Origin of the sequence: Mycolicibacterium fallax, assembly GCF_010726955.1 — a bacterium.
Lineage (GTDB): Bacteria > Actinomycetota > Actinomycetes > Mycobacteriales > Mycobacteriaceae > Mycobacterium > Mycobacterium fallax.
Map to the genome: position 1 here is coordinate 3,669,682 of NZ_AP022603.1, position 13,016 is coordinate 3,682,697.

The window sequence follows — 13,016 nt, forward strand, 5'->3', positions numbered from 1 at the left end:
TTGGCGTGGGGGTCACGACGATGAGGACACCAGCAGGTTCTTCATCGCCTTCTTCTCGGCGACCTTGCGCTCGCGCTCCAGGCGGCGCTCCTTGGCCACCTCGAACTTCTCGCAGGTCTCCTCGAGTTCCTCGATGAGCAGGCCCAGGTCGTCGCGCATCGCGGCGGCCTCACCGGTGAAGTCCTCGCGCTCGAAGATCCGCCACTTCTTGAGCACCGGCATCACCACGTCGTCGAGGTGGATGCGCGGGTCGTAGACCCCGCCGACGGCGATGATCACGGCCTTGCGGCGGAACTCCGGCACGGTGAACCCGGGCATCCGGAAGTTGCGCAGCACCCGGTGCAGGGACTTCATCGCCTGGTTGGGGCAGATGTCCAGGCCGGCGGCGCTGGTGTCCCGGTAGAAGATCATGTGCAGGTTCTCGTCGTTGGAGATCTTGCCCAGCAGCGCGTCGGCCACCGGGTCGTTGCACGCCTTGCCGGTGTTGCGGTGGCTGACCCGGGTCGCCAACTCCTGGAACGACACGTACATGACGGCGTCGAACAGGCTCTCGGCGAACAGGTCACCCTGGTGGTTCTGGCCGGGGGAGAAGCCGCGGGTGACCTGCTCCATCCGGGTGACTTCCAGCTCCACCGGGTCGATGGCGCGGGTCACCACCAGGTAGTCGCGCAGCGCGATGCCGTGCCGGTTCTCCTCGGCGGTCCAGCGGTTGACCCACCAGCCCCAGGGGCCGTCCATGGTGAAGTTCATCGCGATCTCGCGGTGATACGACGGCAGGTTGTCCTCGGTCAGCAGGTTCTGCACCATGGCGGTCTGCGCGACCTCGGAGAGCTTGGACTGCTCGGGATCCCAGTCCTGGCCGCCGAGGGCGTAGTAGTTCTTGCCGTCGGACCACGGGATGTAGTCGTGCGGGTTCCACTCCTTGGTCATCTTCATGTGGCGGTTGATGTTCTCCGCCACAACCGGCTCGAGCTCTGTAAGCAGCTGCAGGTCGGTCAGGTCTTTGGACACCGAGCCCTCCCAAGTTATCTGTACCCAATGGTTGCACTCAATATATCTGTGTCTGCCGGTTGCAAACAAGTTATGACGCGGCGGGTTTTGTGACGTGGCTCAACCGTTATCGGCTTCGGTGTGGCGTGCCACCAACGCGACGCAGTAGTCCACGAACTTTTTCCGGTCGACGGTCAGCCCGCCGTCGAGGTAAGCGGTGAACAGTCCGGTGAGCCCGGCGACCAGGCTGATCGCCGTCATCCGCTGGGTGGCCGGGTCGTCGATGGCGGTGAGGCGGTGCTGCAGCAACTCGATGAAGCTCGGCATCCAGGCGGCGCCGGAGCGGGCCAGTGCCGGTTCGACGGACGGGGCCAGCAGCAGCACCCGGCCGCGGGCCGGCGCGTCGACCATCAGCGCGACGAAGCCCTCGACGGCCTCGCGCGGGGTGTGCGCCGAGCTCAGCGCGGTCATGGCCGCACCGCCGACCTCGTCGTAGACCGCGCGGACGAACTCGTCGCGGTCGGCGAAGCACTCGTAGAAGTAGCGTTCGGTCAGTTCGGCGCGGCGGCAGACCGCCCGCACGGTCAGGGCGGGCCCGTCCGGGCTGCCGAGCAGGTCGATCCCGGCGGTGATCAGCTCGGCCCGGCGGCGGGCCTGGCGTTCGCTGAGCGACAGGCCGGTCCAGCGACCGCGGCGTTGACCGGACGTCACCGTGCTCCTAAAATGTCGATTGACAACGCATGTAGTCATTACTTCGATCGGAAAGAGATCGCCGGTGACTCAAGATACGTCCGCCGCGCCGCCGGCCACCAGCGCCGGCTGCCCGGTCGCGCCGGAGGGCTACCTCGCGCCGCCGATCCCGCTCGGACCGGACTCGCTGACCTGGAAGTACTTCGGTGACTGGCGCGGCATGCTGCAGGGCCCGTGGGCCGGGTCGATGCAGAACATGCACCCGCAGCTCGGCGCGGCCGTGCAACAGCACTCCATCTTCTTCACCGAACGCTGGCCCCGGCTGATGCGCTCGCTGTACCCGATCGGCGGGGTGGTGTTCGACGGGGACCGGGCGCCGGCCACCGGCGCCGAGGTGCGCGACTATCACGTCGACATCAAGGGCGTCGACGACCAGGGCCGCCGCTACCACGCGCTGAACCCGGACGTTTTCTACTGGGCGCACGCCACCTTCTTCGTCGGCACCCTGATCGTCGCCGAACGGTTCTGCGGCGGGATCACCGAGGCGGAAAAACGTCAGCTCTTCGACGAGCACAAGCAGTGGTACTCGATGTACGGCATGAGCATGCGCCCGGTCCCGGACACCTGGGAGGACTTCGAGGTCTACTGGGCGCAGATGTGCACCGAGGTGCTGGAGGACAACTGGGCAACCCGCGCGGTGCTGGACCTGTCCGCGCTGCCCAAACCGCCGTTCGCCGGCTGGCTGCCGGACTGGGCCTGGGGTCTGCAACGCCGCGTGCTGGCCCGGTTCTTCGTCTGGTTCACCGTCGGGCTGTACGACCCGCCGGTGCGACGACGGCTGGGCTACCGGTGGTCGCGCCGCGACGAGTGGCTGCACCGCCGGTTCGGTGACCTGGTGCGGGCGGCGTTCGCCGTGGTCCCGCCGCGGCTGCGCAAACACCCGCGGGCGCGGGCCGGCTGGGACCGCGCCGCCGGCCGGCTGCCGGCCGACGCCCCGCTGCCGCAGACCCCGGCGCGCAACCTCCCGCCGGTCGAGGTTCGCGGCGACGGCAAGCACTATTGCCCGGTGCGCTGAGGGGGCCCGCGCGGCGCGCGCACGTGCTGTCCGGGCCGCCCGGCCGGGCGGCTACGGTATAGCCCATGTTGGCCCCCGAACTGCTCGGCGGCCGCTACGAAATGCGTGGCGTCCTGGGTCGGGGCGGCATGGCCGAGGTGCGCGACGCCTGGGACACCGCCGCCGGCCGGCCGGTTGCGATCAAGCTGCTCTACCCCGGCTACGACACCCACCCGGACTACCTGCGCCGGTTCTGGGCCGAGGCCGAGGCCGCCGCCGCGCTCAACCACCCCAACATCGTCGCCGTCTACGACCGCGGCCTGCACCGCGGCGCCCCGTACCTGGTGATGCAGCGGCTGTCCGGCCGCAGCCTGGCCGACCTGATCGCCCAGGGCCCGGTCCGCCAGGAGTACGTGCGCACCATGCTCACCGAGGTGCTCTCGGCGCTGGCCGCCGCGCACGCCGCCGGCATCCTGCACCGCGACATCAAACCGGCCAACATCCTGCTCGGCGAGGACGGGCACGTGAAGGTCGCCGACTTCGGGCTGGCCAAGGGGCTGGACACCTACCGCACCGAGACCGGGCAGATCATGGGCACGATGGCCTACATGAGCCCGGAGCGGCTGACCGGCCGGGCCGCCACCGTCTCCGACGACCTGTACGCGGTCGGCGTCGTCGGCCACGAGGCGCTGACCGGGCGGCGGGCGTTCCCGCAGGAGAACCTGGTGGCGCTGGCCCGGGCGATCACCGAGGAGCCACCGCCCCCGGTGGCCGTGCAGCGCCCGGACATCGACCCGCAGCTGGCCGCCATCGTCGACCGGGCGATGACCTCCGAGGAGCCGGCCCGGTTCCCGAGCGCGGCGGCGATGCTGGCCGAGCTTGCCGACGTCAGCGGCGACCCGGTCACCGGCCCGATCCCGATCCCGCCCGCGCCGCCGCCGGCGACACCGCCGGCAGCCGGCCCGTCGGTCATCGTGGTGCCCCAGCCGGTGCTGGTCCGGCGGCGCAGCTGGCAGCTGGTGGCGCTGGTCGCGGTCGCCGTCGCGGTGGTGGTCGGCCTGGTGGTGGGCGCGCTGGCGTTCTTCCTCGGCGCCTCCAGCCAGCGTGAGCAGCCCCCGCCGGTGGTCACCACCGTCACCTCCACGCCGCCGGTGACGACGACCGCCCCGGCCCCGCCGGAGGTGCCGCCGCGCCGCGGTTACGGCTGATCGGAGCCGGTGCGAAACGCCGCCACCGCGGTGGCCAGCGTCGGGAAGATCCGGCCCGGCCCGAGCCGGTCGGCGAAGCCGGCGGCCTGCAGGTCGTCGAGCAGGTCCTGTTTGACCCGGGCCATCGCGAACACGATGCCGCGGTCGGTGAGCTCGCGGCGCAGCTGCTCCAGGGCCTCGACGGCGGTCAGGTCGGGGTCGACCTGGGCATCGGCGTTGAGCACGAACCAGCGCACCGGGGTGGCGTTGGCGTCGACGGCGGCCAGCGCCCGGCCGCGGAAGTCCTCGGAGTTGGCGAAGAACAACGGTGCGTCGTAGCGATACACCAGCAGGCCGGCGATCGGGGTGGCGTCGGGGTAGTCGTCGACGTCGTGCATGCCGGCCACGTCCGGGACGTTGCCGAGGACGGCGTCGTGCGGGCGGGCCACCCGGTGCAGCAGGTCCAGGATGGACACCCCGACGGCGACCAGCACGCCGTAGAGCACGCCGACGGTCAGCACCGCGACCGTGGTGGACACCGCGATGACCAGTTCGCTGCGCCGAAACGCGGCGATCCGGCGGAACTCGGCCAGGTCGATCAGCCGGATCGCGGCGTAGATGACCAGCGCGCCGAGGGCGGGCATCGGAATCTTCTCCAGCAGGCCCCGCCCGGCCAGCAGGGCAATGACCACGGTGACGAGCATGACCAGCGAGTACACCTGGGTGCGGGAGCCGACGCTGTCGCCGACGGCGGTGCGGCTGCCGCTGGAACTCACCGGAAAACCGCTGCTCAAGCCGCTGCTCAGGTTGGCCACGCCCAGGGCGCGCAGCTCGGCGTTGGCGTCGATGTCCTCCCGGCGGCGGGCGGCGAAAGTGCGGGCGGTCAGGGCGTTGTCGGAGAACGCGACGACGGCGATGCCCAGTGCGGCGACCAGCAGGGTGCCGATGTCGGCGAGGGTGACCTCCGGCAGCGTCGGGCTGGGCAGTCCGGCGGGGATCGGGCCGACCACCGCGATGCCGCGTTCGGTGAGGTCGAAGACCGCGACGATCACCGCCGCAGCGACGACGGCGATGAGCGGCCCGGGGAACCGTGGTGCGAACCGGTAGCCGAGCAGCAGCGCCGTCAGCACCGCCGTCGAGAGCAGCACGGTCGGGAGGTGGTACTGGTCCAGGCCGGTGAGGAAGGACCGGATTTCGTCGAGGAACTCGACGCCGCTGACCGGTACCCCGGTGGCGCGGCCGAGTTGGTCGGCGATCATGATCAGCGCCACCCCGGTCATGTAGCCGACCAGCACCGGGTGCGACAGCAGGTCGGAGAGGAACCCGAGCCGGGCCAGCCCGGCGATCAGGCAGATCACCCCGACCAGCAGGGCCAGCAGCGCGGCCAGCGCGGCGTAGCGGGCCGGGTCGGCGATCGCCAGCGGCGCCAGCGCGGTCGCCGTCATCAACGCCGTGGTCGATTCCGGGCCGACGGACAGTTGCCGCGAGGAGCCCAGCAGCACGTACACCGCGATCGGGCCCAGCGCCGCCCACAGTCCGGCGATCGGCGGCAGGCCCGCGACGGTGGCGTAGGCCATCACCTGGGGGATCAGGTAGGCAGCGACGGTCAGGCCGGCCAGCACATCGCCGCGCAGCCAGGACCGCCGATAGTGCCGCAGCCGGTTCCAGCCGGGCACCCAGTCGTCGAGCATGAGCACTGATTGTTCCCCTCGGGTCGGTCGTGCGCGCAGCGGATCCCCGCGTTGGCCGGTCGGTCGTTGGCGGCTGCGCGCGGTCGGTATTCTGTCTCGCACGCCCCTATAGCTCAGTTGGTAGAGCTACGGACTTTTAATCCGCAGGTCCCAGGTTCGAGCCCTGGTGGGGGCACAAAAATGGCCGATTCGCACCAGCCTGAGCGCTGGGCGGGATGCCGCTGGCCGGTCGCGGCTGCTCCGTACGCTCAGGTCCGTGACGGCTGGAGCGCGATGTCATCGCAGCTCAGGCCGGCTTTCCGGGGTCGAGGCGGGGACCGGTTTGGGGATTGGGCATCCGGTGCCCTAAGCTATCGAAGCTCCCAACGGAAGCGTTGCGAGTACCCCGGAGAGATTCGGCTCTGGCCCCCTTCGTCTAGCGGCCTAGGACGCCGCCCTTTCAAGGCGGTAGCGCGGGTTCGAATCCCGTAGGGGGTACGCGTAACGACGTACGTCGGTACGCACAGCAGTACAAGCAAGGCCCTGTGGCGCAGTTGGTTAGCGCGCCGCCCTGTCACGGCGGAGGTCGCGGGTTCGAGTCCCGTCAGGGTCGCCATTTTTGTGGTGAGGCACCAGGTGTGCCTTCCGGCCAGGTAGCTCAGTTGGTACGAGCGTCCGCCTGAAAAGCGGAAGGTCGCCGGTTCGATCCCGGCCCTGGCCACCACGTTCTACCTGCGTAGACACGATTCTTGCACTCAGTTATCAGTTTGATTCGTCCGGTTCTTGTCCGGTCTTCGGTGTGTGAATCTCGGTTGCGTGAAGCTGATCGAGGTTTGTTGCCACTTGGTCTAGTTCGTCGGCATAGAGATCGCTGTAGATGTTCGCGGTGACGGTCGGTGTCGAGTGGCCCATCGTTTTCTGGACGTAGCGAAGATCAGCGCCGGACTTCCGGGCCAGGCTCGCGTAGGTGTGGCGCAAATCATGGATGGTCAGGGTGCCAGGCCCGTCTTCTCTAGTGCCTTCTTCCAGTGCGTGTGCCTCCGCCAGTTGTTCGATCGGAGCATGGTGCCGCGGGGCGACGTGATGTCCGGTTCGTCACGATCCCGTCCGCCGATCCGGGTCTTGAGGATGTCGACAACGACTTGGGGGAGCGGGACTGTTCTGATCCCCGCACGAGTCTTTGGCGGCCCGATTTCGAGGCGTCCTTCGACTTCGGGCGCTGCACGTCACACGTAGAGCCGGCGGGCAACGAGGTCGACGTCCTTGACGCGGAGACCTACCAGCTCGGACCAACGCAGACCCGTGTAGGCGAGAACGGTCACAACATCACCCTGGTCGCCACATGCAACAGCCAGCGTCTGGACTTCCTGCGCGGTGAGGTAGCGGTGACGTTCGCGCTCGGGAATGCGGCCCGCCGAGACACCGAGTGCCGGATTGCGGTGGATCCGGCCATCCTGGTGAGCGACGTCGAGGATGGACCGCAGAAGTCGCAGCGTGGACACCTTCGCCCACGGCCCAACCGCCAAGCCGTCAACGAACGCCTGGACATCGGCGCGGGTGATCTCGTCCACGGGCACATGACCGAACCTCGGCCCGATGCGGAGGTCCCAATGTTGGGTGTAGCCACTCCAGGTCTTTGGTGACACGGGTCTGCCCCCGGTCTGGTTGACACTCGGGGTGTGCAGGGTTCAGGCCGCGTCTGCGGCCGTGTAGATCATCTCAAACTGGACCGGGGTGAGTTTGCCGAGGGCGCGCTGACGGCGGCGCCGGTTGTACTTGGTGACCTGCTCCGGTCGCTGAACCAGAAGACCGCGGCGCCCACCACGCCGAGCACCCCGAACCTGGGTACCGGAGGGCTCGGCGGTGGGTCGCCCCTGGGCAACACCGGCGGCAGCCCGCTCAGCAACTCCCCGAGCAAGCCCCTCAGCACCGACGGTGACCGCAAGCTCGACGACGGCAGGAAGGGCGAGGAGAAGAAGGAGGAGCGCAAGCTCGCCGAGCCGAAGAAGGAGAAGTCCGAGACCAAGCCGTCGCTCGCGGCGTCGAAGACGGACAACGCGAAGGCCCCGGAGTCGAAACTCGCGACCGCGGAGAAGCCGGGCGCTCACACCGCCGCGGTGCCTGCTCAGCCCTCCGCCGCTACCGCCGCGAACCCCGCCGCGCCCGCCGCGCAGGGACAGTCCGCACCTCCCGAGCAGAGCAAGCAGGTCGACGTGAAGGGCACGCGGGTCGAGTTCCCCGACGCGAAGACGGCGAAGCTGGCCTCCTTGCTCGCCAACGCCGATCCCGCGCACCCGCTCTCGCTGGCCGACGCCGCGGCGCAGGCCGGCCTCACGCCTCCTGTGCCCGGGCAGGACCCCGGCAGTCAGGTCGCCCCGGCGCAGGCCAAGCCCGGCGACCTGCTCGTGGCCGGCGACAGGTCGTACCTGCTGCTCGGCGATGGCCGCTTCTACGACCTGACCGAGTACAAGGTCGTGACTTCGGACCAGCTCCCGCAGGACGCCGGCAGCAGGGGTGGTTACTTCCACCTCAACGATCCCAGCCCGAACGGTGCACCGGGTACGCAGCCGGTGTCGGGACAGACCGCGGGCGTGGAGCAGCAGGTGCCGGGAGGAACGTCTCCGGCCGCGACGCCCACCGATGCGAGCACCCCGCCGAAGCCTGCCGATCCCGCTCCCGGTGCTCCGGCACCGGCCCCGGCAGGTGGAGTCCCGTCGGCGGGCACTCCTGGTGCACCGAAGCCCGCCGCGAGTGGTGGACCGAGCTCGGCGGAGGCTACGCAGACCGGCATCGGGCAGACGTCGCCGTCACCGTCGACCAGCGCGCTCGACCCGTCGGCCGTGCGCTGAGCCCAGGTACAGCAACACCCCGCAGCCGTGAAGGTTGCGGGGTGTCTCTGTGTCGGGGTCGGGGTGTCGCGCTCAGTCCCGGTCGTGCTCCTCGTCAGGCCACTGCTGACCGTCGTCGCGGTGGTCCTCGTCGTCGTACACCGGTCCGGTCGTCATGCGCCCGTCCCTTCCCGCTGCGCCGCGACGAAGGCGGGATCAGACGCGGCCACCGCAGCGGCCATCGCGTCGCGGGCCACCCGCAGCGCGGTCACAGCTTGGTGGTACCCGTCGGCGGACGGGGCGAGCTGTTCGAACTCGGCGAGCAGGGCTCGTACTTCATGGAGCAGTTCCGGGGGCTCGTCCTCGGCGGCGGGCTTGGGCCAGTTCATGTCGTTCATGCGGACACCATGTCGGCGGTGCCGACAAGATGGTGCACGCGGCGCGGGTAGCTGCTCTCAGCTCGGCGTAGGCTCCGGCAACAGCACCACGGTGTTGCCGATGGGATCGCTCACCCACCAGCCCGTGCCGTCCTTCGTCTTCTCAGGCAGCGCGAAGGCGCGATCGATCAACCGCTGCACCGCGGCGTCGACATCTGAGCCGTGGAACGCCAGACGCGTTGCGGTGTGCGGCCGTGAGGTGGCCGGGTACAGCTCCATCACGAGGCCGGTCTCGGCGGACGTGACCGACCAATGCTCAGGCCCGTCACCGTGCTGCTCGGCGACGGGCTCCGCGTCGAGGACCGCCCCGTAGAAGCGAGCTGCGCGGTCAACGAGCGGCTCCGGCGCGTATAGGACGATCAGGCTCAGGCGCATCAGTCGAGCCCCGGCAGTCGCATCTCGGCCTGTGGAGCGATCCGTAGCTCACCGCCGGCCTCCTGCTCCCGCAACTTCCGCTGCTTCTCCTCAGGCAGGGTGTCGGCCTACGACATGGATCGAACGGTTTTGGAGCTAGCCCCAGGCGGACACCGCAGTTGCGAGCACCCCCGCCAGCCGTGGAGGTCCCGGGGTGTTCGGAGCAGAGTTACGTGTTCGGATCCCGGCCGGAGCGTGCTGACGTCCAACTCGGTGGTGGCCCGCGCCCGTCTCGTTTTTCGAAAGCTGTCACTTTCCTGAAAGCCCGCTGTCGACGCTTTGGATACGGTGCGGCGTGGGCCTCTGGGTTATCCGTCCAGAGGCGGTGTCGGCTGCTGGAAGGACAAGGACGATGAGATCACTGATCGCGGGGGCGGCAGCAGCCGCTGCTCTGATGTTGGGCACCGCAGGTATGGCCTCGGCAGACGACGTGATCGTCTACGACGGCGAGACGGGAATCCCGTGGAGTTGGCCTACCAAGGGCGCCTGTATCTCCGACGGTCCCGACATGCACCTGGATAACGTCGGCGAGGACAACCTCTACCAGTACTGGTACTGCCTCCAGCACGACGACGGCCTGTGGTATCTGCACAACAGCGACCAGCCGACCCACGACGAGTAGCACGCCGCGCCGGCCAGAGACGAGGGGTTCGCGGCGCCGGAAACTTCACGGTTGCGGGCGCTTCGGTGCATCGAGGTCAGCACGTGCTGGGGGATGGAAAGGGAAGTGAAGTAGTGCGCAGACTCATAACTGTTCTCAGCGGACTCGCGGCGTTGGTGCTGCTGTCGGCGTGTGGTTCCGGACCGTCGAATTCGCCCACCGGTTCGCACACGTCAGCCAAGCCCGGAACGGCGGCGAACGCACAGTACTGCGCGCAGAACCGCGACCCGAAGTGTCCGAAGGGCAGCTATCACGGCACCCACGTCGTCCTCGCGTCGAATGGGGGCTACTGGGACGCCAGCGGCACGCCGGTCAACGGTGGACCGATGGGAGCCAACGGGTCCACTAGCAACAACCTCACCCAGGAGTACTGCGCGCGCAACGAGGATCCCGGGTGCCCGATGGGCAGCTACGTTGCTCCCAACGCCATCAAGAACCCGGATGGCAGCCCCACCTACGTGGTCTGTGAAGGCAGCATCTGTACCAACCCCAACCACGGCGCCGCGGATCCAGGCGGGTTCTGGGACGCCAACGGCAATCCGATCGATGGCGGGCCGATGGGAGCCAACGGGTCCACCAGCAACAACCTCACCCAGGAGTACTGCGCGCGCAACGAGGATCCCGGGTGCCCGGTGGGCAGCTACGTCGCCCCGAACGCGATGCGAAACCCAGACGGAAGTCCCGGCTATGTCGTCTGCGAAGGCACCGTGTGCACCAACCCCAACCACGGAGCAGCGGATCCAGAGAGTGTCGCTCCTGCGCCGGACGACGAATCGGGCAGGCCTGGCAACGATCCTAACGACGCGCCTGAACCTGATACCGATCCCGGCGGTGATTCTCAGATCGATGTGCCGGCGCCGGAACAACCACCGGTGCCTGAGCAACAGCCGGATGAAGGTGGAGTCGAGGACCCGGGTTCAGTCGACGAAGGTGACTGGCCGAGTGTCGACGGAGGTGACTGGCCGAGTGTCGATGAACCGTGACCCCGAGGTGTTCACGTGACTAGGCATGATGACTCTGCCCCGCCACGTGACCCGGCGCCGGTACCGACGAGGCCGCGCCGGCGAGTGTTCCGCCGCTTCCTCATCGCCGGGGCAAGCATCGCCGCGGTGCTCATCGTGACGGTCGTGGCGATGGTGCTGTGGCCGAACCCCACTGTGCCGGCCGACCAACCGAACATGACGCGGGTGATGTCAGGCACCAACAACGACTGGTTGTCCTTCGATGACTACGTTCCCGGCACGGCGATCGCCGCCGACGGTCCCGACAACGACGAATACGAGTGCACGCTGGCGTTTCTCGGACGTGACGGTTCCGGCACGCCGATCGCGTTCACCGCAGGCCATTGCGACCGGCCCGGCGACGACCCACCACATTTCACCCGTAAGGCCGATGAGGACACCCCCGTCCAACTGGGCCGTTTCACCACCGTGCAGACCGCCGACACACCGGACAAGGTCGTCACGACAGGCTCGGACGGCTGGTCGGACTTCGCCGTGATTGAGATCGATCCCGCACTGGCCGAGGCGGCCGAAGCCAACGCGGCGATCGCGGGGGTGTACCGGGTGACCAAGGTGCTCGACTACGAGTACCTGGTGAACAACAACGTGACACTGTGCAAGTTCGGCTTCATCAGCGGCGAAACCTGCGGCAAGGTGACCGAGTTCAACAACCTCACGGTGGAAGCCGAGCTGTATTCCGCGTCGGGGGATTCGGGTTCGCCGGCGTATGTGAAGCTCGGCAACGACGAAGTCGCTGCGGTCGGGATCCTGCGAGGATCGCCGCAGGGTGAGGACAACGTCACCGAGTTCTCGCTTCTCGCGCCAATACTCAAGGCGACAGGCTCAACCCTGTTCTGCGACGACCCGACATGTCGCGGGAGCTGAACGTCGCGCGGACCGCAGGCACTTACAGGCCCTTGCCCAGAGGGCGGTCGTGTAGCCGACGCTCTCTGCCGATCTGCGGTCACGACGGCACCCCGCCGATACACTTTCCGGCGTGTTAGCAGAGTGTGCCGACGAGTCGGCGCGATGAGCCGCCAACGCTCGAGCCCGGCGGACGAAACACCGGCACGTAAGGCCGACGTCAGATGAATCTCGGCGTTGCAGGGCACGGAATCGGTATCGCGTTCGTCAGCCAGGCGTTCGCTGAGGCCGTTGACTGGTCGGTCTGCGAGCCGAAGCACGAGGTGCGAGTGTGGCGCCGGGGCAAAGCGAGCTTGAAGGAGGTTGTGTTCGACCGCGGCCCCAGCGGGTACATAACCCCGGGAGTGAGCAACGTGTGGGTCATCCCTGCAGGATCGCAGTCCGCTGCATCGGCCCGGAATGTCGTCTGCGAATTCGCTCAGCTGACCTTGCCCCCCTCGCTGACCGTATCGGCGACCCTGCGCCCGGTCGTCGGCCGCCGAGACCCGTTGCTGCATCACATGGTGGAGCGGATCGCTGACACCTTGGGGCGCACCGATCTCGTGGGGAAACTGCTGCGGGACTCCCTGGCCGACTCGCTGCGCCTGCACATCCTCGACTCCTACGGGGAGCGGTCATCTACACCGCGGCGTGCCGGCCGCGTGCTCGACCAGGCCGCACAGGGGCGTCTCGTCGACTTCCTTCGCGATGGTCTCGACGATGAGATCGATCTCCCAACGATGGCCGAGCTCACCGAGATGAAGGTGGACGCGTTCCGGCGGGCATTCATCCGGACCTTCGGCACGACGCCGTACCAGTACGTGCTCGACCTGCGCATCGAGAAGTCGAAGACCCTCTTGACCACCACTGACCAGTCGATGACTGAGATCAGCATCGCCGCCGGGTTCTCGAGTCCGAGCCACTTCGCAACTACCTTCAAACAGCGCGTTGGGGTCACACCCACCGTGTATCGCAACGGGCTGTGATCACACCATGTCGAGGCAGGTGCCTACTCCTCGGTGGCACCCCCACCTGCAGAACAAGACGCACGAGGCCGCAGGTTGACCGTCGTACGTGAGGCAGGCACCCTGCGCCCCGTTACTCACAAGTCCCAGTCCTCAACTCGCAGCTCAAACCCAACCCGCGTTACCGACGAGAAATTCGTCCGACCAGTCGCCGAG

Annotated in this window: 11 protein-coding genes, 4 tRNA genes and 2 pseudogenes; 11 read left to right on the forward strand and 6 right to left on the reverse strand. The window is 68.2% G+C overall.

Features of this window, described 5'->3' with window-relative positions; all coding sequences use genetic code 11:
- Window positions 1-12: 12 nt before the first annotated feature.
- Window positions 13-1,011, reverse strand: coding sequence for an acyl-ACP desaturase (locus G6N10_RS17560; protein ID WP_085099763.1), 999 nt, complete (start codon window positions 1,009-1,011; stop codon window positions 13-15).
- A gap of 99 nt (window positions 1,012-1,110) precedes the next feature.
- Entirely contained in the window at window positions 1,111-1,701 is a 591-nt protein-coding gene (locus G6N10_RS17565) for a TetR/AcrR family transcriptional regulator (RefSeq protein WP_085099766.1), read from the reverse strand.
- 64 nt (window positions 1,702-1,765) lie between these two features.
- On the opposite strand from G6N10_RS17565, the gene G6N10_RS17570 reads away from it, so the two are divergent.
- Window positions 1,766-2,755 (forward strand): oxygenase MpaB family protein, encoded by a 990-nt coding sequence (locus G6N10_RS17570; protein WP_085099769.1) that lies wholly within the window; start codon window positions 1,766-1,768, stop codon window positions 2,753-2,755.
- A 65-nt stretch (window positions 2,756-2,820) separates the two neighbouring features.
- Complete coding sequence (locus tag G6N10_RS17575; protein ID WP_085099772.1) at window positions 2,821-3,942, forward strand: serine/threonine-protein kinase; 1,122 nt, start codon at window positions 2,821-2,823, stop codon at window positions 3,940-3,942.
- Here G6N10_RS17575 and G6N10_RS17580 read toward each other — a convergent pair.
- Complete coding sequence (locus G6N10_RS17580; RefSeq protein WP_085099775.1) at window positions 3,933-5,612, reverse strand: SulP family inorganic anion transporter; 1,680 nt, start codon at window positions 5,610-5,612, stop codon at window positions 3,933-3,935. The two genes, G6N10_RS17575 and G6N10_RS17580, sit on opposite strands and share 10 nt — an antisense overlap.
- Window positions 5,613-5,714: 102 nt before the next feature.
- On the opposite strand from G6N10_RS17580, the gene G6N10_RS17585 reads away from it, so the two are divergent.
- From G6N10_RS17585 to G6N10_RS17600, 4 genes are all read left to right on the forward strand, one after another.
- Window positions 5,715-5,787: transfer RNA gene (locus G6N10_RS17585), tRNA-Lys, on the forward strand.
- Between the two features lie 229 nt (window positions 5,788-6,016).
- Window positions 6,017-6,089, forward strand: a tRNA-Glu gene (locus G6N10_RS17590).
- Between the two features lie 41 nt (window positions 6,090-6,130).
- A tRNA-Asp gene (locus tag G6N10_RS17595) sits at window positions 6,131-6,207 on the forward strand.
- A gap of 31 nt (window positions 6,208-6,238) precedes the next feature.
- Window positions 6,239-6,315 (forward strand) — tRNA-Phe (locus G6N10_RS17600).
- Between the two features lie 38 nt (window positions 6,316-6,353).
- Here the strand turns inward: G6N10_RS17600 and G6N10_RS17605 are convergent.
- Window positions 6,354-7,237, reverse strand: a pseudogene (locus tag G6N10_RS17605) (tyrosine-type recombinase/integrase); the annotation flags it as partial.
- A 33-nt stretch (window positions 7,238-7,270) separates the two neighbouring features.
- Here G6N10_RS17605 and G6N10_RS17615 point away from each other — a divergent pair.
- Entirely contained in the window at window positions 7,271-8,440 is a 1,170-nt protein-coding gene (locus tag G6N10_RS17615) for a hypothetical protein (RefSeq protein WP_234810661.1), read from the forward strand.
- Window positions 8,441-8,592: 152 nt separating this feature from the next.
- On the opposite strand, the gene G6N10_RS17620 is transcribed toward G6N10_RS17615, so the two are convergent.
- Together G6N10_RS17620 and G6N10_RS17625 are read right to left on the reverse strand one after the other, a co-directional pair.
- Complete coding sequence (locus G6N10_RS17620; protein WP_085099777.1) at window positions 8,593-8,817, reverse strand: hypothetical protein; 225 nt, start codon at window positions 8,815-8,817, stop codon at window positions 8,593-8,595.
- A 57-nt stretch (window positions 8,818-8,874) separates the two neighbouring features.
- On the reverse strand, window positions 8,875-9,231 hold the full coding sequence (locus tag G6N10_RS17625; protein WP_085099780.1) for a VOC family protein: 357 nt from the start codon (window positions 9,229-9,231) through the stop codon (window positions 8,875-8,877).
- Between the two features lie 391 nt (window positions 9,232-9,622).
- Here G6N10_RS17625 and G6N10_RS17630 point away from each other — a divergent pair, with 391 nt between their 5' ends.
- From G6N10_RS17630 to G6N10_RS17645, 4 genes and pseudogenes are all read left to right on the forward strand, one after another.
- The gene (locus G6N10_RS17630) at window positions 9,623-9,892 is read left to right on the forward strand and encodes a hypothetical protein (RefSeq protein WP_085099783.1); all 270 of its coding nucleotides are present in this window, start codon (window positions 9,623-9,625) and stop codon (window positions 9,890-9,892) included.
- A gap of 113 nt (window positions 9,893-10,005) precedes the next feature.
- Window positions 10,006-10,746: pseudogene (locus G6N10_RS17635) on the forward strand (mesocentin); the annotation flags it as partial.
- Window positions 10,747-10,998: 252 nt separating this feature from the next.
- Entirely contained in the window at window positions 10,999-11,817 is an 819-nt protein-coding gene (locus G6N10_RS17640) for a chymotrypsin family serine protease (RefSeq protein WP_234810662.1), read from the forward strand.
- Between the two features lie 203 nt (window positions 11,818-12,020).
- Window positions 12,021-12,821 (forward strand): helix-turn-helix transcriptional regulator, encoded by an 801-nt coding sequence (locus G6N10_RS17645; RefSeq protein ID WP_085099791.1) that lies wholly within the window; start codon window positions 12,021-12,023, stop codon window positions 12,819-12,821.
- Window positions 12,822-13,016 lie beyond the last annotated feature (195 nt).